The 18,764-nt window shown below is 51.0% G+C and carries 17 protein-coding genes; 6 read left to right on the top strand and 11 right to left on the bottom strand.

What is annotated here, in order from left to right; all coding sequences use genetic code 11:
* Positions 1-36 precede the first annotated feature (36 nt).
* Both ACHUE7_RS17675 and ACHUE7_RS17670 read left to right on the top strand, forming a co-directional pair.
* Entirely contained in the window at positions 37-630 is a 594-nt protein-coding gene (locus tag ACHUE7_RS17675; RefSeq protein WP_394171204.1) for a hypothetical protein, read from the top strand.
* A gap of 377 nt (positions 631-1,007) precedes the next feature.
* Positions 1,008-1,820, top strand: a complete 813-nt coding sequence (locus ACHUE7_RS17670) for a DUF2971 domain-containing protein (protein ID WP_394171203.1) — start codon at positions 1,008-1,010, stop codon at positions 1,818-1,820.
* A gap of 298 nt (positions 1,821-2,118) precedes the next feature.
* Here the strand turns inward: ACHUE7_RS17670 and ACHUE7_RS17665 are convergent, their stop codons facing one another.
* Positions 2,119-3,108: a transposase gene (locus ACHUE7_RS17665; RefSeq protein WP_394171202.1), complete on the bottom strand. Its 990-nt coding sequence runs from the start codon at positions 3,106-3,108 to the stop codon at positions 2,119-2,121.
* Positions 3,109-3,211: 103 nt separating this feature from the next.
* Here ACHUE7_RS17665 and ACHUE7_RS17660 point away from each other — a divergent pair, with 103 nt between their 5' ends.
* Positions 3,212-6,151 (top strand): UvrD-helicase domain-containing protein, encoded by a 2,940-nt coding sequence (locus ACHUE7_RS17660; protein ID WP_394171201.1) that lies wholly within the window; start codon positions 3,212-3,214, stop codon positions 6,149-6,151.
* Between the two features lie 107 nt (positions 6,152-6,258).
* Here the strand turns inward: ACHUE7_RS17660 and ACHUE7_RS17655 are convergent, their stop codons facing one another.
* Positions 6,259-6,798 (bottom strand): CAP domain-containing protein, encoded by a 540-nt coding sequence (locus tag ACHUE7_RS17655; protein WP_394171200.1) that lies wholly within the window; start codon positions 6,796-6,798, stop codon positions 6,259-6,261.
* Positions 6,799-6,998: 200 nt separating this feature from the next.
* Here ACHUE7_RS17655 and ACHUE7_RS17650 point away from each other — a divergent pair, with 200 nt between their 5' ends.
* Together ACHUE7_RS17650 and ACHUE7_RS17645 are read left to right on the top strand one after the other, a co-directional pair.
* Positions 6,999-7,631, top strand: a complete 633-nt coding sequence (locus ACHUE7_RS17650) for a dioxygenase family protein (RefSeq protein WP_394171199.1) — start codon at positions 6,999-7,001, stop codon at positions 7,629-7,631.
* 341 nt (positions 7,632-7,972) lie between these two features.
* Positions 7,973-8,785 (top strand): hypothetical protein, encoded by an 813-nt coding sequence (locus ACHUE7_RS17645; protein WP_394171198.1) that lies wholly within the window; start codon positions 7,973-7,975, stop codon positions 8,783-8,785.
* 107 nt (positions 8,786-8,892) lie between these two features.
* Here the strand turns inward: ACHUE7_RS17645 and ACHUE7_RS17640 are convergent, their stop codons facing one another.
* Together ACHUE7_RS17640 and ACHUE7_RS17635 are read right to left on the bottom strand one after the other, a co-directional pair.
* A complete protein-coding gene (locus ACHUE7_RS17640) occupies positions 8,893-10,641 on the bottom strand; it encodes an ABC-F family ATP-binding cassette domain-containing protein (RefSeq protein ID WP_394171197.1) in 1,749 nt (582 codons plus the stop codon).
* A gap of 293 nt (positions 10,642-10,934) precedes the next feature.
* Positions 10,935-11,045, bottom strand: coding sequence for a DUF2237 family protein (locus ACHUE7_RS17635; RefSeq protein ID WP_394171467.1), 111 nt, complete (start codon positions 11,043-11,045; stop codon positions 10,935-10,937).
* Positions 11,046-11,268: 223 nt separating this feature from the next.
* On the opposite strand from ACHUE7_RS17635, the gene ACHUE7_RS17630 reads away from it, so the two are divergent.
* A complete protein-coding gene (locus ACHUE7_RS17630; protein ID WP_394171196.1) occupies positions 11,269-11,613 on the top strand; it encodes a hypothetical protein in 345 nt (114 codons plus the stop codon).
* A 195-nt stretch (positions 11,614-11,808) separates the two neighbouring features.
* Here ACHUE7_RS17630 and ACHUE7_RS17625 read toward each other — a convergent pair whose 3' ends face one another.
* The 7 genes from ACHUE7_RS17625 to ACHUE7_RS17595 all read right to left on the bottom strand — a co-directional run bounded on the left by ACHUE7_RS17625 (position 11,809) and on the right by ACHUE7_RS17595 (position 18,618).
* Entirely contained in the window at positions 11,809-12,180 is a 372-nt protein-coding gene (locus tag ACHUE7_RS17625) for a DUF2237 family protein (RefSeq protein ID WP_394171195.1), read from the bottom strand.
* Between the two features lie 471 nt (positions 12,181-12,651).
* Positions 12,652-12,888: a SorU family sulfite dehydrogenase c-type cytochrome subunit gene (sorU, locus tag ACHUE7_RS17620; RefSeq protein WP_394171466.1), complete on the bottom strand. Its 237-nt coding sequence runs from the start codon at positions 12,886-12,888 to the stop codon at positions 12,652-12,654.
* Positions 12,889-13,050: 162 nt separating this feature from the next.
* The gene (gene sorT / locus ACHUE7_RS17615) at positions 13,051-14,283 is read right to left on the bottom strand and encodes a SorT family sulfite dehydrogenase catalytic subunit (RefSeq protein ID WP_463559079.1); all 1,233 of its coding nucleotides are present in this window, start codon (positions 14,281-14,283) and stop codon (positions 13,051-13,053) included.
* A 485-nt stretch (positions 14,284-14,768) separates the two neighbouring features.
* Positions 14,769-15,506 (bottom strand): substrate-binding periplasmic protein, encoded by a 738-nt coding sequence (locus tag ACHUE7_RS17610; protein ID WP_394171193.1) that lies wholly within the window; start codon positions 15,504-15,506, stop codon positions 14,769-14,771.
* 313 nt (positions 15,507-15,819) lie between these two features.
* The gene (locus ACHUE7_RS17605; RefSeq protein WP_394171192.1) at positions 15,820-16,878 is read right to left on the bottom strand and encodes a flavin monoamine oxidase family protein; all 1,059 of its coding nucleotides are present in this window, start codon (positions 16,876-16,878) and stop codon (positions 15,820-15,822) included.
* 281 nt (positions 16,879-17,159) lie between these two features.
* On the bottom strand, positions 17,160-17,837 hold the full coding sequence (locus ACHUE7_RS17600; protein WP_394171191.1) for a hypothetical protein: 678 nt from the start codon (positions 17,835-17,837) through the stop codon (positions 17,160-17,162).
* A gap of 205 nt (positions 17,838-18,042) precedes the next feature.
* The gene (locus ACHUE7_RS17595; protein WP_394171190.1) at positions 18,043-18,618 is read right to left on the bottom strand and encodes an OmpW family outer membrane protein; all 576 of its coding nucleotides are present in this window, start codon (positions 18,616-18,618) and stop codon (positions 18,043-18,045) included.
* Between the last annotated feature and the right edge of the window lie 146 nt (positions 18,619-18,764).

Here is an 18,764-nt window from a genome sequence, read left to right as displayed (position 1 = left end):
TCCGAAAATTGATGTGAGTACAACTATTAGATCTCTATGAATCTATTTGGCCCTAAAAAAGATCTCGATATTGCAGATAAAGCGATCGACAACATGAAATCCACAGGCGACTTTTCTGAATTTCAAGAAAACTGGGAAAATTTTCTATTCAGGATAGAGAGAGCCTGGGAGTTTACTGAAAGAACTCTTAAGACTAGGAAGGGCTTTCAGCAGTGGCATAAACCATATACTGATTTACGGAAAAAGGATCCTTTACTCGTGTTCTTACGGCAGGCACGAAACGCAGAAATGCACAGCGTTTCGCCAACTGTCGCAAAGCCCCTCAAGATGGCCATAGTTGACAAGAGTGGCCGTGGGTTTCAACTGGACTCCATTTCATCCAAGCTAGAGAATGGGACTTTAACCATTGATTTGGACTCACCAGATATTTTGCTTGATCTGGATACTAGGGTAGTACCTACTGACCCGGAGGTTGTGCGTTTCAAGAATAGGGGGAATTGGTACAACCCTCCGTGGCAGCATCTTAAGGAGAGGATCCGTGACCTCCACCCGGTGGCTTTGGCAGAGCTCGGACTTCTGTTCTATCGTGCCTACGTTAATGAAGCCGAGTTATGGAGTCAGGAAACTTAACAGCGGCTAATTAGACAGGGACCATAGTGGGTAGCAAGAAAAATCCAACCGGAGTTTTAAAAGACTAGAAGCGAGCTGCATGAAGTTGGAAGTAAGCCGAGGAAATAACTGAATTGAGCAGAAATCGGGATTTTATACAACAGCAATGCCGCAGGTTGCCCCTTGAAGCAGCACTGTCATGACATCCACTCTAGGTGTCTATTAGACTCGTAATGGTGATACTATTGACTATCGATCTGAGTTGTCTGTTTCGGTATTCTCCAGAGAGCAATCATTTTTTGGTACAAGTAAACGAAAATAATATTCAAAGTTGATGAAAATAACTATTAAGTGATACTGATTAAAAAGCAGTGTTGACTAAGGTATTTGGTAAGGCTATGTCTGATGCAAGAATCCTTTATAAATTCATGCCATACGACACGCTCAGACTTCAATCTCTTATTCAAGGGTACTTCTGGTTTAGTCAGATAAGTGATCTAAACGATCCTTGGGAGCACCAGTTAAAGTGGCCGACACAGATGACTTTTGATGACTTTAAGGCTTTTGTAAGCCACATTAGTCAACTAAACGGGCATAAGAGACGTGAGGAAGCTATTAAAGCGATATTGGCAGTAGCAAAGCAGTCGGCGGATGACCAAAATGAAACACTGAACATGCAGTTAGTGAAATGGAAGGAAAACTTTAGGGAGTTGCTTGAACGACCACTGATATTTAGTGCATCTGCAGCTTGGAATAATCCACTGATGTGGGCACATTATTGTAACGGCCACACTGGTTTTTGTTTAGGCTTTGATTCTGCGGAAATACTGCTAGGTGAACATGCTGATGATGCATGGTACGAGATGACTTATTCAGATAGTCGTGTAGATGTAATTGAAGAGATACATGGGAACAAGTCACCTTCGATTGAAGATACCGACAATATGGTTGGGAAGGCTCTAGTAACAAAAGCACATTGGTGGAATTATGAACGTGAATATCGAAAGCTAGATTGGGAACCAAGCAAAGAAAACAAAATTGAGATCAACTACTCTGGCCTTAAAGAAGTTTTATTTGGACTAAAAGTAAGTGATGAAAGTGTTCAAACAATAAAAAGTATACTAGGAATAAAGAATCCTGATATTTGTTATTACAAAGTCGCATTATCAAAATACAACAATAGTTTTCTTTTTGACCGTGAGTTAGTTTGATAGAGGACTTATCAGGGCATATACATAGCGGACCACTGTCGAGGCAACCACATTAGGCGGCTATCAAGAATTAGATTCTTATAGCTTGCATTAATGGACTAGGGTGGGAACTACTAACAGGACAGCCATCATAGCGGGCAGTAAGAAAAATCATGCTGGAGTTTTTAGAAGTCTTGAATCGAGCTGTATGAAGTTGGAATTAGGCAGGGAAAATAACTGAATAGCGCAAGAATCGAGATTTTCAGTCACAGCAAAGCCGCAGGTTGCCCCGTGAAGCGTATTTTTAGCGGATGAGTACCTAAGTCAGCAGTTCAGCCAATCCAAGCCCAGGGACTCGCTGATAGCCAAACTGTTGAAATTTGGACTTTATGGATATGGCAGTGCCTACCAGGCTTTTAAACTGACTTTCGAAATGGCGAGTGTTGTATACCCAATGTTCAACATCAATGTTCAGGCGCTCAAGAATAGGCGGGATCTCACTGTAGATACTGCCACGTTTATCATCCCGTAGTTGTCGCCCGGTCCAGTCTACCAGTTCCAGGTAGTCCTGCAGTCGGAAAGGAAGTCCAGCAGGCATATCCTGCCTTGGGTAACCTACAAATGGGAACAGGTTCTTTGGTTGATGCGGCTCTGATGATTCCAAAGTTTCTTGCGCAACAGCCATCCGTTCTTTGGTGGAGGTAAAATCGGATGTTTCGGGAGTGGCGGCCATCTGTGTTCGGATGGGGTTTAAGTCTACATAGGCTAAGCAAGTTGCAAGAGCTGTTTCATCCAGCAAGGCTTGGGATTTGAATCTTGCCTCCCAGAATCGGCCGGTGCAGCCGTCTTCAGCATTGGCCTGGCGGGCAATGTCTTCATTCAGGGCTCGCATGAACCAACTGATCGAACCCAAGCGTTCGCGCCATTCTGCTACCAACTCAGAAACGACCTTAAGCTGTGCATCACACAGGTCTTTGCCGGCTAAGTATTCATGACTGAGAAGGTTACCAGCATACAAAGTGTGCCAACGTTGGATAACTTCAGTATCCGACCAGGCTTTGGCTTTCTCAGCATTGATGTGCACTACAATGTGGTAATGGTTGGACATCACAGCATAGGCGCAGATATCCAGAGCATACACCGAGGCTAATGCCATTATACGCTGCTCTATCCAGCCACGACGGTGCTCGTAGTCGTTACCGGAATGTTCATCTCGCCCGCACAGGAAGGCCCTGCGCACGCATCGGGAGGTGCAATGGTAGTAGGGCGTCGCCTCCAGGGCGATCTGGCTTTTCCTTGAACGTGGCATAGTGTCTAACCCTGACGACCCGTTTTATCGATGCTGGTTAAACTACTGTATGAGTATTGCTGGGTCAACCCTTAGTGTGGGTGTCCTAGAATGAGAAGGACTCTTGAGTGAGCTGTTACGGCATATGAATTCACAGAACGCTTCTAAACACATAACGCCACACTGGCTGTTGCGTATCTTTGGCGCAAAATCTGCGACCTTCCAGATAACCAATGAAGGCGTTCAGGTGGTGATTAATGGTGAAAAGTATCTGACTCTGGCGGAGTCTTTGGCCCATGAAACGGCTTTTCAGGAGGGAGCACTCTTCGCCAGGCTTGAACTGCGAACCTCTACTGGGTCCAAATCCCTCTATGGGCTGCGTAAGAAAGAGGGGCGGACACTGTTCTGGTGGTTGCGTGAACACTGGCTCAGACAGTTGGCGCCGGTTGTGGAAAGAAGTGCAGAAGGTATCCGGGCGGTGTTAACCCAAGGTTATCCCCGCGAGTCGCGTTTTAAAGCGGCCAGGGCAATGGCGCAGCAGGCGCATGCAAGTTTTGTGCGAGTACCTGAGCCTGAATGGTGTACTGAGGTGCAAGGCGTCCCGTTCAAGTGGGTGGCAGATGTCGCCTGCTGGCAGGATGAAGATCTACAGGGATTACAGCAGCGCTATGTAACTCGCCAACTGCAACGTTATTCAGATTTTTTCGATGTAGTGGAGAGTCAGCCGCTTACTGAGCGTCAGCGGGAAGCCTGCGTTGTAGACGAAGATAATAACCTGGTGCTGGCAGGAGCAGGTACGGGCAAGACCAGTGTTATGGTTGGTCGGGCAGGCTACTTGATGAAGAGTGGTCAAGCTAAGGCGAATGACATTCTGATGCTGGCATTTGGCAACAAGGCAGCAAACGAGATGCAGGATCGCATCAATCACCGATTAGGTAAGTGCGGAATCACCGCAAGTACCTTTCACAAGCTGGGTAAGGAGATCATAGCGGCAGTGGAAGGACCGCAGCCTTCTCTGACACCACTGGCGGAAGATGACAAGGCGTTGGCGCTGCAAGTAAACCAGTGGCTTGAGGAGCACTTGAATACACCAGCGTACCAGAAACTGACCCTTAAATACTTTGAGAAGTACCTGTACCCGACAGCTAACCCGTTTGATTTCGAGACGGAAGGTGAGTATTTCGACCACATCATTGCCAACGAAATTCGCACGCTGAAGGGCGAATCCGTTAAAAGCCTGGGTGAGTGTCTGGTTGCCAATTACCTGTTCAAGCAGGGCGTTGAATACCAGTACGAGGCAGCCTATGAGTACCGTACGGCTAGCCCACTTTATCGGCAGTATCAACCTGACTTCTATTTGCCAGAGTCAGGGGTATATATCGAGTATTACGGGATTGACCGAAAAGGAAACACAGCACCTTATGTAGACAGTGAGAAGTACCATCAGAGCATGGTCTGGAAGCGTGAGCTGCATTCTGAAAACGGCACACGGTTGTTGGAGCTGTACCACTATGAGTGGCAGGAAGGTCGGTTGTTTGATGCTATTGATGCGCAACTGGCAGCGTTGAACATAACTTGCGCGCCTCTTCCGCAGGAATCAGTACTGGCTACTCTCCGAGAATTTGGAGCTATCAGTAATTTCGCCATATTGCTAACCGATTTGCTAAAACGCTACCGTGCTAATTGCTACGAACAGGGGCAGGTAGAAGCTGTCATCGCACAGGCCAATAACTCTATGCAGTTGGATGCGGCGATGAAACTTCTAACTCCCATCCTGAACGACTACGAGGCGTTGTTAAAGCGGGAAGGACACATCGATTTCGACGATATGATTGGTAAGGCCATTCAGTATGTTAGAGAGGGGCGTTTCCGAAGCTCCTGGCGCTATATACTGGTAGATGAATTTCAGGACATTTCCGAAGCCCGTGCGCGGTTGATTCGCAGCTTGCGTGATTCTGCAACGGGATGTTCGCTATTCTGTGTCGGAGACGATTGGCAGGCGATCTATCGGTTTACTGGCAGCGACCTTAACTTCACAACCTCATTCCGGGAAAAGTTCGGTGCCACAAATGTGACAAACCTGGACCTCACCTTTCGTTTCAACAATGGCATCAGCAAGGTGGCATCACGGTTCGTGTTGCAAAACCCGGTTCAGCTGGCTAAGCAGCTTAATACACTGAGAGAGGTTAACAAACCGACAGTATCACTTTTACGGGAGGATAACCGACCGCCAAATAATACTGTCGATGCCAGCCGTGTCGAAAAGGTAGTCTCTCGAATAGCGGCTTCTGCCGAGCCAGGCAGTAGCGTTTACTTGTTGGGGCGCAATGGATTCAGCTTACCAAAGAAGACTGAATTGGAACGACTTTCGATGCGCTACCCGTCGATTAGAATTGAGTCTCATACGGTGCATGCTTCAAAAGGTAAAGAGGCGGACTATGTTGTCGTTCTTGGTCTGGAAACCGGGAAGTTTGGCTTTCCCACCGGAAAAACTACGCATCCTCTTCTAGAAGCATTGCTACCCCCGTTGGAGACCTACAAAGATGCGGAAGAGAGGCGACTGTTTTACGTTGCTCTGACTCGTGCCAGGCATCGTGTGTACTTGATTGCTGATATGGCTGTTGCTTCAAGCTTTGTGGTTGAGCTGCTGAAAGACAAATATGACATTGAGTTAAATGAGTTTGAAACCTCACTCAGTCAACAATTGCTGCATATTCTAAAATGCATGAAGTGCAAAACCGGCACCATGGTTCAGAAGCAAAGCCAGTTTGGGAGCTTCTTTGGCTGCACCAAGTTTCCTCTCTGCACACACAAGGAAAGGGGGTGCCAGCGCTGTGAGTCTCAGATGCGTCGGGCCGGGCGCTTTAAAATCTGTATCAACCCCAACTGCCTGAACTGGGTGCCCGTTTGTCCTAAGTGCGGTGCCGAGATGGTTCAACGGAAAGGTCGTCATGGTCTATTCTGGGGTTGTAAGAACTACCGTCATGAAGGAGAGTGTTGTAAGCATACGGAAAACGACATTGTATTTGACCAGCAGTTGTCTGTGCCGGAAAGCACATGGTGATTGGCGCTTCTACTCATCTTTGTCGAGCTTCACACATCGGGAGCTATCAATATGAGGTTTGCGATAGCTTTTGTTAATTAATTGACATGGGCGTCTCAGTCAGGTCCTCAACGCTCAGCGCCAAACACCTGAGTCCAATACCGTTGGAAATCGGCTGCCTCATTGTCCGCTCTGCTCACACCAAAATGTTCGAATTGGTCATTCATGATGTTTTTGCAGTGGCCTTCACTTCCTAGCCAGTCTTCCATAACGTCTGTCACCATTCGCTGCCCGGCTGCGATGTTCTCGCCGATCGTGCTCCAGTCATAATCGGTCGCGTTAACCCGGTCTTTAAGTTCTAGGCCATCAGAGCCGATATGGCTGTGGAAGTTATTGGTGGCCATGTCCTGGCTGTGTCGCTCTGCGGCTGTGTTCAGATCACACTGGTAGTTCAGGGCAGGGGCGGCAGGAAAGTCGGTATCGCCACAGGTTCGCGGGGTGGCACGAGCGGCGTTTACCTGGTCCAGCATGTCGGCCTGGTAGGCATCGACTTCGCAGCCGTTCAGTGTTTGACGGGATCCGTTTGTGTCGGAGCCATCAGGCTGACAGCCCACTATGGCTGTTACTAGGATAAGGGCGGTGGGGGCGCGGAGTACGCTTTTAGCCATGGTAGCGTCCGGGTTCGGTAACAAGGAGTGTGTAGTATGCCATAAGCTAGGCACGCTTAACGTTTTTGAAACATCCACTTTAGAGGGCGAACGTTTACGTGACACCCACCTCAGTTAACGTTTAGTGAGCCCCAGGCTACAATACAGGGCCGCACCTGCTACATTGATTCTCTAATCGCCCAACTATCCGGAGAATCGACATGACCGACACCAATCGCCGCCGCTTCCTGTTCGGCCTGGCTGCATCCGGGCCGCTGTTGCTTCCGGCACCCTTGCTGCGTGCGGCAGGGCATTTCGTTCTTACTCCGCCCCAATCTGCTGGCCCATTCTACCCGGATGAGCTGCCGCTCGACCGCGACAATGACCTGACTGTGGTTAATGATGGTGAGCAGGCGAAGGGCGTTATTTGCAACGTCTATGGCCGCATACTCGACCACAGCGGTTCACCCGTGCCCCAGGCGCGGGTCGAGATTTGGCAATGCGACGCCAACGGCCGCTACCATCACCAGGGCGACCCTAGTAACGCGATCCAGGACCCGAATTTCCAGGGCTTCGGCACAACAACGACCGATGCTAACGGTCGCTACCGTTTCCGCACCATCAAGCCGGTTCCGTACCCGGGCCGAACACCGCACATTCACTTCATGGTGAAGGGCGAGGCGTTCGAGGACCTGACCACTCAGCTTTACATTGCTGGGCACCCTCAGAATTCTACAGACAGGCTCTATCGGAACGTCGGGAGCCCAGAGTTGCGGCAGTTGGTGGAAGCCGAATTTGTCGCTTCCAGCTCCAGCTCTGCGGAGTTGGAGGCAGAATGGGACATTGTGGTATGAAGCTAGGTGGGGGCCTGGTGAAATACCCACGTTAAACAACTATCAAGCAATGGGTTAGATCGCATTTCACCATTTAACTTGGTGTGCGTGTCCCGCTAGCGCTGTTTCTTGATTCCTCATAGCTATAAACTATTCTTCGACTTCTCCTTAACCTGTTCAGAAGGGTATGGAATGAACCGAATTACAAAGAGTCTTGGCTTATTGCTGGCTGGTTTTTTGGTGTCTGTCGCTATTTATGGGTGCAATGATGTTAGCTCAAGCAACGATAACAACGACACCGATAATACTAATACCGCAGGCAGAACCTGGGGAACATTGGTCTGGAATGAGGGAGAATGGCAATGAACCATGTACCTATAGGATTGATCTGTGCAACATTGTGCTTAGCGGGCGAGGTAGCATGGGCGGGTGAGGTTGATATTCCAAATGTTTTCGTTGCAGGCGAGCCTGCAGTAGCCGCCGATGTTAATGAAAACTTTTCTGCGTTAGAGACAGGAGTCGATGATAACGCTGCTCGTGTTGGTGTGGTCGAAACGCAGATAGGTGATATCAATGCCGATATTGATACTGTTAATTCCGAGGTTGATACCGTCGAAAGCAGCATAACGCAATTGCAAACCTCTGTAGCGAATATTGAAAGCGTTATTCCAGATGATCTGACACATATCCAGTATCTTAACTGGCAACACAACGGGCAAGTATCGGTCTCTGATTTTGAAGTGGATGGACTGGTTCTTTGGTTCTCAGGGGAAGTAGTGAGTGATTCACTTGTCCCTTCCGGGGTCAACCTTGTCGTTCAGCTGTTTAAGTACAACGATTCAAACGATACCAGCGGCGGTGGAGTCTGGGAGCTGGAAGAGGATATAGACATCAATGGCGTTTCAGCGGTTTCTGTAGATTCAGACTCCGTTATTACGTCTTTTACCGTGGATGCAGACCCATTGGAAGACACTGTCATGGGAATCCAGCTTGTCAGAACCAACTATTTTGATGTTCTGGGGTTTCCCGGATTGTACAAGATAGTCATTAAGGGAGATTTTATTGTAGATGAAGTCGGGCGAAGCCTGGACGGCAATTTTCTACGGGGGGAAGTACCCACTGGTGATCGTATTGAAGGTGGAACATTCGAAAGCTGGTTTACGGTTTCACCTTAGGTCGTCGGCGGTATAGACTGCCATTGCCTGAGTTGCCTGGACCAGGCCGGGAGGCCTGGCTACCTCCCGACTAAGTCGGATTCAGATCGAATTTCAGGCTGTGGTAGTCACCCTCCCGACACTTCAAGCCTCGCCATTAATCGGGCCAGCTCTTCCTGCCATTGCTTCTGACGTTCGGGTTTCTGAAATTTCGGTTTTCGGGCTTGATCATCGGCCAGTTTCTGCTCCAGTTCGATAATCCGTTCCAGCAACCGGTCCGGATCATCCATTTGCGAATCCGGTGTTGTATGGCGAGGTGCATCAGAACCAGTTCCTTTTTGCGATGAACCAACATGATCGTGTGAGCCAAAGACGTCATCGTATTGGCCGAGATCATGAACTTCAATCAACTGCCCACGATGAATCCACCAGAATCGGGTCGCCACCCGCTCAATGAATCGGCGATCGTGTGAGGTAAACAACAGCGACAACCCGGGTTGCATGAGGTTGGCTTCGAGCTCTTCTTTTCCCTGCAGATCAATGTGGTTGGTGGGTTCATCCATGATCAGCAGGTTGGGCTGATCCAGTTGAAAGGTCATTAGCAACAGGCGGGCTTTCTCGCCCCCACTGAGAATCCGTACCGACCGACTGTGATCCAGATAAGGGAACCCCCAATGGATGAGCGACTGACGAATGTCATCGTCACCGGCGCTCGTTTGCTCACGAACCCAATCCTGAATGGACTGGTCCGATTCGAACCGTTCGAGTTCCTGGTCGAAATAACCAATTCGCACATTGGGGTTGAATCGGGTTGTCGTTTGTTGATCCGACGGCCGTTGATGCGTTTCAATCATGCAGCGAATGGCGCTGGATTTACCGGCACCATTGACGCCCAGCAGCGCAATTCGGTCGCCTGGCCGAAACAGCAGCTCTTCGACATGAAACAGTTCTGTTCCATCCGGAGCTGTCACCCTTTCGTTTTCCAGTATGAACAGTTGACGTGCTTTCAGCAGCTCGGCATCGATGTTGAGTGATAGGCCAGTCCCAGTGGTAACAAAGGTCTTTTCGGACTCAAGCCGATCAATCCGCTTTTCCATGGTTTTGGCTTTTCGGGCCAGATCTTCGTTGTCATAGACGTTTCCCCAGTGCGCCAGGCGTTTCGCACTGCGCTGGAGTTTGTCGATCTGCTGCTCCTCTGCCTTGCGGGCTTTCTCTGCGGCTTCATCCTGTTCCGCCAGCCGCGTTTTGGCAACGGTGTAGCTGTCGTTGAAGCTGTAGGTACGCTCATCTCGCAGCCAGAGTGTCCGCTGTGTGACGCTGTCGAGCAGGTCCCGATCATGCGAAATCATGATAAAGCCTGGCACGTCTGGTTTCTGTAGGTAGCGCTTCAGATGCCACATTGCCGTGCTATCCATGTGGTTACCGGGTTCGTCGAGCAACAGCAGCTCCGGTTCCAGCAAGACGGCACGGGCAAACAGTGCCAGGTTCTTCTGCCCACCACTGAGGCTCGCCATGGGCAATGCCCACTGCGACTCGTTAAAACCCAGTTCGGTCAGAAGGTTTTCAACGCGATAGCCTTCGGTAAGCTGCCTGGCTGCCGGCAATACGTCTATGACCGCATCGTGCAGTGGAATGGGGTTCAATTCAGACGGCAAAAACTGTTCAACCCGACCGATGACCAACCCGCGCTGAACCTGGACCCGTCCGTCATCGGGTTCCAGATCACCCGCCATCAAGGCCAACAGTGTGGATTTGCCGGAGCCATTATGGCCAACAAGACCAATACGGTCTCCTGCTTCTATGGAAACGGATAGCTGACTGAATAGAGATTTGGTGCCTGCCTGATAGGAGACATCGAATAAGGAAATTAAAGACATAACTCACCTGTGTGCAATTCAATACGAAGCACAGATGAACACTGATCGGCGTTGGAAAGGTCAGCGTATTCTGTGCGTTAAACGGCCAGAATCGCTTTGCGTGGGTCTCCAAGTTGGTATGCGTAACTTAATACGCACATAACTGCAGCGGACTGCATGCGGAGCTCCTTTTGTTGGTGAGTGACCGATTCAGTTTACTCGGACTTCGTTCGGATGCCAAATGCGGCCTTCCATAGATATGTATGGGCTGCCTGATTCTTCGGGGCACTCAGGCAGTCGCAGACCCTCGGGGCTCACTGGGGCGCGTTGGCTTTCAGTACTTCCAGCGGCACAATTGATGGCGCACTCCTGTGAGTGGCTTCCAGCTTTACCATCGGCGCACAGCCCTTGTCGTGGGCCTGCAGGTGACACTGTTAGCCAGCTATCAGGGATAGTCTTCCAATAGTTTTAAGTAATGAACTAAGGTGGGTGCCACGACAATGTGGCACTTCATTAAACACCGGTAGCTTTGTATGGGTTCCTGCCGACCTGGTAGATTGTCAAGTAGGTATTCAGCGGTCATTATGCAGTGATCTACTGCTCGTATATTTGACAGTATGTGCTATTGCGAATCAGGGAGTCTAAGAAATGAAGAATCGATACGTTAAGTTTCTAGTCGAATCAGCCGCGTATACACTTGGAATGTTGTTGATCGGGGCTGCAGTTTGGTTTTGGCGAAAAGACTCCGGAATAACCTATCAAGACGTTTTATTTTGGGTAGCTATTACGCCAATTGGCTTATTTTGCCTATCCCTATTCGGGCGCGTTGCATCGGGCGAAAGTGCAGAATACCAGATCAGCAAAACCGCTATTAACGGTTCAGAAATCTCCAAGTCTGCTGATGAACTCAAGGATGAAGACGCTGCCTTTGGTACAATGGTGAAGTTGCTTGTTCCAGGGGTGATGACGCTGCTGATTAGCATGTTGATGTGAAGGGCTAATGAGACAGGCATATTAGTGGCTTAGCCGGATACCCAGAGACTAATAGAGAACTACATGGACAGCCATCATAGTGGGCAGTAGGAAAGATCAGTCTCGGTCCTGTTGAGACAGCTACATTATGCGACTATCAAAGTATTCGGGTGGGTGTCCCAATTGACTGCCCAAGCAGTCTCAAACCCTCGGGGCTCACTGGGGTGCGTTGGCTTTCAGTACCTCCAGCGGCACGATTGATAACGCACTCCTGTGAGTGGCTTCCAGATTCACCATCGGCGCACAGCCCTCGTCGTGGGCCTGCAGGAAGCGACTGGCGCAAAGACACCACTGGTCGCCCGGCTTCAGCCCCTGGAAACCGACTTCCGGACGAGGCGTGCTCAGGTCGTTGCCGACGTATTTCGAGAAGGCCAGAAACTCCTCCGTCACTAATGCACAGACCGTATGGCTGCCCTGGTCTTCGGCGCAGGTATTACAGTGCCCATCTCGAAAAAACCCGGTCAGCGGGTCGTCGGAGCAAGGCGAAAGCGTTCCGCCGAGAACATTGATCGATGGTTCTATCTTCATGGTTTGTGTTCTCCCCGTTTCGGTGCAGCTGTTTTCACGAATGTCTCCCGCTTCCGGAGCTCGGATTACGTTTTCTTCATCGTGAAATGAAAGGTCTATCAGTACATCCATCATAGCGGGCAGCGGGAAAAAACCAACCAAAGTATTTAAGAGGCTCGAAGTGAGCTGCATAGGAGCTAATAGGAAAGATCTAGTAGGATATTCATCATAGTGGCAGGTAGTCCAACCCCCGGTGGGCGTGTCCTGGAATGTGAAGGACTCCAGAGTGAGCTGATACGGTATATGAAGTCACAGCAAGCGTTCAGGTGGAAATCCCATCAGGGCTCGGTTGACTTCCGTGGCTGGAAAAGTCGAAATACCAGGGAATATACTGTTGTCCCTGTTTAAGCTTCTACTGATATGCCGTTAGCGCTAATGCTACCTGAATGAGCTTAGCAATTTTTGCACATCTGGGCCTGGTCCGCGCAGTGGCTATTGGCCCGCTACCTGAGAGACGTAGTACGCCACGGCGCGTCGTTGCTCCTCGGTCAGCGATTCACTAAACGACGGCATAATGCCAACGCCCTGAGTCACTGCTGAATACACTCGGTCCGCAGTTGGGGCTATCGAGTCCAGGTTTGGACCAATTTGACCCGCCGATCCCGCATTATTCAGTGTGTGGCAAACTGAACAAGACGGTACTGATTCCATGTAAACGGCTTTGCCCATCTCGAGTTGCTCATCAGCCATCGCACCGCCAGAGAGCATTAAGGCTGTTGCGGTTATTACTATTGCACCTATGTGCATGCTACTTCCTCAAGGTTTAAAACGTATAAAGCCGGTCATTAAAAAGGCCTGTTTGAAAAACAGGCCCAGGTTAATGTCGGCACATCAACTGGCGGTTAGAGTAACGCCATGATCAAACCAACCGTTGTGTCCGTAGCCACGATGGTTTTCGGTACGATCTCTCGGCTGCGTATTGCCCATATTGTCAGTAGCACGGGTGACGACCAAATGGTCGCCGCTGCCGAGGTCAGTCTCATACACAAAGGGTCTCCATGCGTAAGGCCCAAGGTCTGGGCCCAGGAAACGTGCACGTTGCCAGCGCTGGCCACCGTCGGTCGAGACTTCGATACGGTCAAGAGCGTTCACACCCCCAAAGGCTACCCCGTAGATCATATTCCGACCTGTCGCGACTGAATCCAACGGCGTTGTTACCCAGGACTTAACGTTCATTTCCCACATTGAAGGCTGATCCGCTGCGCCACCCATGCCAATGTCCCTTACCCGGTAACCGGACACCTGAATATTCGCCTCACTTTGTGCTTCGGTGAAGGCGACTCGTTTAACGTACTTAACGTTGTTTACCCCGTAATAGCCAGGCACAACCAGCCGCAGCGGGCCACCATGCGTCACTGACAGGGGTTCATCGTTCATATCCCACGCCAGTATGGCGGTAGCCAGTGCTCTGGTAGGTACCGAACGCTCGACCATAATCGTTTTTGGGTCTATGCCGGGAGGTAGCTCTTCGCCACCGGTACCGGTGATGTAGTTCATATTGGGCAGCACACCACCGGTCACGCGAACCACTTCCCGCAAGGGCACACCCGTCCACACCACACAGCCTGCCGCGCCAGTCTCCCAGGGCGAGCCACTGGGGCCATGAGGGAAGAAGGCACGACCATTCCCCGAACATTGCAGCACAGAAGTAACCGATTCTACGCCCAGCTTTTTGAGCTCGCCCACGGTCATGGTCTGTGGGTTATTAACACCTTCGATCGATACTTCCCAGCGGTCTGGGTCTGCCACAATAGATTGGCTCGGTGCTGGCAGGTTGTTACGCACGAACAACCGGTCGCTGGGGGTCACCACTCCCTGCCCAATGGCATCCCGGCGGGTTTCTGCTGTGAAATCGCTGTGCGCAATAAGAGCATCTGCCTGCTTCCAGGCCATGAATTCCTTTTGAAAGATCGCATGACCGCTTTCTGCGTAGGCACTGGGCGCCAGGCTCAAAATCCCCAGGCCGGCTACTGTGCCTGCACTACCGACTAAAAATTGTCTGCGAGATGAGGTTGCCAGCCTCGTGTTATCTGCGCTGATAATGCTGTTCTCGTTAACCGACATAGCTCGACCCTCTTATAATTTTTTATTATCCGTCCTTACTGCCGTTTAGTACTGTTTGATATAACTGCTCGCTATATGAATAGTTACTTTAGTCGAGTTTAATTAAGGCATTACTAATGAATCGTCTTGTTTGGTAACCTTTTGTGACCTGTCTGTAAATTCAAGATGCATCACGCACACTAAAAAGGTTTGCTGAATTCAAACAAGGGTAAAAGAGGCTAAAAAAGACTAAATGGAGGAGGACAATTGGGACAACCACTTGATTGTGAAAGCGCTCGGATTATCACGGTCGAGACATCCACATTAGGCGCCCACATTAGGCGGCTATCAAGAATTAGATTCTGATAGCTTGAATTAATGGGCTAGGGTGGGTGCCCCGGTAACCATTTCCGACGTAAGCCATGGTCTTCGTTGGCCACACCACGCCCGTTGCGGCTTAGGGTGACCCGTTCGCCCTGGTCGAAGCCGCCTCGCGAATTCCGGTATCAATACAGGAAATAACGGTTATGAATAGCATCGTAGTCCCCGTTGGCCTTGATGGTGTCCAGGCCGTCTTTCAGCGCCCGGATCAGGTTGGGGTCGCTGTCCGGTTGCATTGCCATGTAGAGTTGGCCAGACAAGCCTTCGATACGAAACACGCGCTCGAAATCATCAATGTCCAGCTCTTCGGCTTCGACCAGGCGTGGGAAGGCGGCTTCATCATAGGCCATTAGCTGTATCCGGCCAAAATTCAACATCAGGACGTTCAGTCGGTCCTGCCCCGATACCTGCAAGTTAGTGAATCCCTGATTGACCAGATAGGTCTCGATAACGTCAGCGCGCGAAATGCCTACCTGATACTGCTTGGCGTCCTCAAGTGAGGCGATCTGGATATCGGGGGTGGACTTCAACTTGTAGAACGATGTGCGGTACGGTGCAATTACACCGATCCATTCAAACAGGGGTTCTCGCTCGGGTATGCGGGCAATGGAGTATATCAGGGTATTGGGCTCGTTGAGGGCGACCTGATACGCACGCGCCCAAGGGTAAAAATCAATGGAGGCATCGAGATCGGCTGTTTTGAGTACTTGTGTCACGACTTCGGTTGAAAGGCCTGCTGGCTCCCCATCCTGAATATAGTTGTATGGCGGGAACGACTCGGTAACGATCGCCAGTTCTGCCTGGCTTTTTGCTGCAACGGCACTCAGAGTGAAGGCGAAGAATACTGCTGTCAGTACACGCATATCCGACCTCTTCGCTAAGCGAATTCAGCATTGAATATGGGGAGTAGTGTAGTTGCTTCTTGTGCCGCTTGCCTGAAAACCAAGAACCCCGGCTTACCTGAGCTCTCTCCAAAAGGGTTTGGCAGCCCTAGCCGATGTTTCGCAGCACGTCGCCAGGCAATCACCGGTCCCCCGGTACACCCGGGGTTTGCTGGCGAAGTACGCTCGCACGGTCAGTTCCGCTTCTAACGGCGCGGTTAAGACAGTTCTGCCTTTTGCACCGGGCGCCAAGCGGGTTTGCCCTAGAGCTCAATAGCCAGAAAACGGGTGTGCTCTAGCGCGTGGCAGCTGCTTGCGCTGCTATCAATGCCCCTTCAAGGTAACCCGCTTCCTGCACAGCCACTTCGGTGCTTGCAAACGCCAGCTGCAGGTGCGCCAGCTCCTGTGAAAACGCGCTGAGATCACACTCAGGGTGCTGCGGCGGGTCAAGACAATCCTGCGGCGTGCAGGTGAACGCTTGCTGGCTCCAATCTTCAATCACCGACTGTATGGGGTTGAGCGCATCGGCCCCAAAGATGTGCCCCAACTGGTTTAAGCAAGCCTGACGCAAGGCCTCCTGGTCCAGTGTTGCTCGCTGTTGAGCACTGACGCCGATAAACCCAAATAAGGCATACCCGCGATCCTCTCCGGCACTGGCGTCGTGTATTTCTACCAGGGGCCCAACGCGGCTGAAGGCATCACCCGCCAGGCCCTGCTCCCGCCAGAATGGGGTTGCGTAGTGGGCAACCAATTTTGCCTGAGCGGCCATCCAGGTTGGTGTGTTGCGCAGTGTGCGTTGCAGCGGAACGGATAGGTGCTTGGCAATGTGTGTTGATTCGAGCGCCGCTCTCGGCGGTACAGCAATAATAAGCCGCCTGGCGTTGAAGGATCTCGTCGGGGTTTCAATTTCCCAGAGTTCGTCTTGCCGGTTAAGCCGATGCACGGGTTGCTTCAGATGCACACAGCCGTTGTCCAACGACCGATATAGAGCCTGGGTTAACTGGCTCACACCACCGTCGATGCGGTAGGAAAGAGGCGTTCCCGCCCCTGCAAAACGCTCAATAGCGCTGTTCACGGTTGCCTGGTAGAGCGCATCACCGGCCGTGTATTGTTCAAAGACTGGAAGTCCGAGTTGCTGGCATAACCCGGCCATTCGGTGTTGATGGGGCCAAAACCAGGAAGGCCCAAGGTCTAGCGTATCGCCATTGCCGAGTGGCAGACCATGGATGCGACCACCGACCCGGTCTCGCGCTTCCAGCACAGTGACGTCAAACCCTTGCTGCGTGAGAAGTGAGGCACTGTACAGACCCGCCAACCCCCCTCCGATAATGCCGACGTCTGCAGCCTTAACCATCTACGAACCCCACTCATTGTTGATCATCACTTGGCGGCTATTGTAACGACTTCGCTGGCGGGTGGTGCTATTAACCACTGGAGGGAGTCATTCATTGCCAGCTTGGCGGATGATGAATAGAGAGTAAGCCAGGGGAGCGTGAATGAGCAGCCCTGGCTGCCCACGCTGGGTCAGGAAGTGGCCGGTTGGACCGGTCGCGTTCTCAGGCGGGGAAGCTAACAAGGGTAATGTTACTGCTTATCGTGACTCCCACTTTAAGCGGCTTCTTACAAAGGCTCTGATCAGGAAGGCTGCCTGATCATGACCATGCCCATCCAGAGAAACCATACGATTCCCGTAATACCGAACAGATCCCGCAACACCGGTTCAGCGGAAAAAAGCGTTGCTACGCCGATCGCCCCCTTTACCAGCGTGAACGCTGATAGGGACTTTGAGAACAGGCTGTGGCGCCAGCTAATCGCCCCCAACAGTAACAACCACACCCCACCGATAAACTCGATGCCGCCGCCCAGGCTTTCCGTCAACAGGGCTCTGGCATAGTAGATCACCTCTGCTGCAGCGGGATTCGAGGTGCTATAGCTTGCCAATAGCTCATGTGAAGTTATGCCGATCATGCCGGTGCATAGCAATACCACTACCCAGAAGTAGCCAAACAGCGTGGCCATAGCCATGGCTGGTTGCGACACCTGCTGGTAAAGGCCGCTAATGACATAAACGCAGAAGCACAGCAGACAAGCAAAAAGGACGTAGCCCAAAACGTAGGTAAAGTTTAATAGGCCCTTATTTTCAATGAGGTAAGCAATCTTCTCGGCGGTAGTCGCATCTGCCGGTGTGCTCAATATGGCGCCATAGATAATGAAGAGGGTGATATAACATAAAGCCATGCCGATAAAGGCTGCGCCGGCAAGGGGTTTTAACGGACGCTGGGCCGGGTTCATTTCGTTGATCAGTGTATCCATCTCTTGGTTTCCTCAGTGTTCATTTCACGTTGATGGAGCCATTTTGGGCCTTTCCGCCGCTGTAATCGTCTTTTCCAAGTGAGAAGGACACTGTTTTTGAGTCATTGCGAAGGCTTATCCTGCTCGCCAGGTTGAGTTGAGGCATCAAAGATGCACTCAACTCTCATTTGGCTGTTATTGATACCTGGGATAGTGATAGGTCGACCTACCAGCGATACCCCAGGGAAACGCCGAACGCTGCTGCATTAAGCGCAACCGATTCGCCGTAAAGCTCAACCTCTGCTGTGGCATAGCGAAGGTCAACGCCGGCGGTGAATTGGTCGGTCAGTAGGTAGTCGACACCGGCGTTCAGCCACAGCCCAGTGTCCATGTCCTCTTCCTCTATGTCTCCCGACCCGTCATTGTTCACCTGTGCGGCATAGGCAAAGTTAACACCGCCACCAATATAGGGGCTGAACTTCGATTGCAGGTCAATGTACTTTCTCAACCCCAGCTGTGCCGCTGCGGTATAGGTGCCTTTCACCTGGCTCGTCGTACTGTCTTCGCTGCCCGATCCAAATAAGTCGACGGCAAGGCGTATGCCATGGAATCCGGTCTTAAAATCGGTCAGCACGCCTATCGAGCCATGGCCATCCTGTGCACTCCAGGCACTGTCATCGATCGTCTGACCGCCAAAGTAGGCTTTGGTATTGATGGTTGATTCATCAGCCTCAGCCACGGTTAGCAAGGCAGTCGATAAGGTGACAGCAACGGCAATAGACAGCTTAAAGGGGTGTTTCATTTAGGGTTTCTCCGGTTAAGTTAAGAAGTAATCAGTGATGGAATAATGACGGTCGAAATACGTTGCGCCGGGAAACGGCTGTAACTGACGTTGACCGTGGCTCCTTTCGTTGGCCATAAAGCCCATCAACTTTTTACAGTTTTCGT

The organism is Saccharospirillum alexandrii (assembly GCF_043641555.1).
GTDB classification, from domain to species: domain Bacteria; phylum Pseudomonadota; class Gammaproteobacteria; order Pseudomonadales; family Natronospirillaceae; genus Saccharospirillum; species Saccharospirillum alexandrii_A.
The sequence above is the reverse complement of the archived record's forward strand: the minus strand, read 5'-3'. Positions and strand labels throughout refer to the sequence as shown.

Coding starts and splice junctions, on each gene's coding strand:
- ACHUE7_RS17675 (WP_394171204.1), top strand. CDS start 37: ATGAATCTATTTGGCCCTAAAAAAGATCTCGATATTGCAGATAAAGCG.
- ACHUE7_RS17670 (WP_394171203.1), top strand. CDS start 1,008: ATGTCTGATGCAAGAATCCTTTATAAATTCATGCCATACGACACGCTC.
- ACHUE7_RS17665 (WP_394171202.1), bottom strand. CDS start 3,108: ATGCCACGTTCAAGGAAAAGCCAGATCGCCCTGGAGGCGACGCCCTAC.
- ACHUE7_RS17655 (WP_394171200.1), bottom strand. CDS start 6,798: ATGGCTAAAAGCGTACTCCGCGCCCCCACCGCCCTTATCCTAGTAACA.
- ACHUE7_RS17650 (WP_394171199.1), top strand. CDS start 6,999: ATGACCGACACCAATCGCCGCCGCTTCCTGTTCGGCCTGGCTGCATCC.
- ACHUE7_RS17645 (WP_394171198.1), top strand. CDS start 7,973: ATGAACCATGTACCTATAGGATTGATCTGTGCAACATTGTGCTTAGCG.
- ACHUE7_RS17640 (WP_394171197.1), bottom strand. CDS start 10,641: ATGTCTTTAATTTCCTTATTCGATGTCTCCTATCAGGCAGGCACCAAA.
- ACHUE7_RS17630 (WP_394171196.1), top strand. CDS start 11,269: ATGAAGAATCGATACGTTAAGTTTCTAGTCGAATCAGCCGCGTATACA.
- ACHUE7_RS17625 (WP_394171195.1), bottom strand. CDS start 12,180: ATGAAGATAGAACCATCGATCAATGTTCTCGGCGGAACGCTTTCGCCT.
- sorU (WP_394171466.1), bottom strand. CDS start 12,888: ATGGGCAAAGCCGTTTACATGGAATCAGTACCGTCTTGTTCAGTTTGC.
- sorT (WP_463559079.1), bottom strand. CDS start 14,283: ATGTCGGTTAACGAGAACAGCATTATCAGCGCAGATAACACGAGGCTG.
- ACHUE7_RS17610 (WP_394171193.1), bottom strand. CDS start 15,506: ATGCGTGTACTGACAGCAGTATTCTTCGCCTTCACTCTGAGTGCCGTT.
- ACHUE7_RS17605 (WP_394171192.1), bottom strand. CDS start 16,878: ATGGTTAAGGCTGCAGACGTCGGCATTATCGGAGGGGGGTTGGCGGGT.
- ACHUE7_RS17600 (WP_394171191.1), bottom strand. CDS start 17,837: ATGGATACACTGATCAACGAAATGAACCCGGCCCAGCGTCCGTTAAAA.
- ACHUE7_RS17595 (WP_394171190.1), bottom strand. CDS start 18,618: ATGAAACACCCCTTTAAGCTGTCTATTGCCGTTGCTGTCACCTTATCG.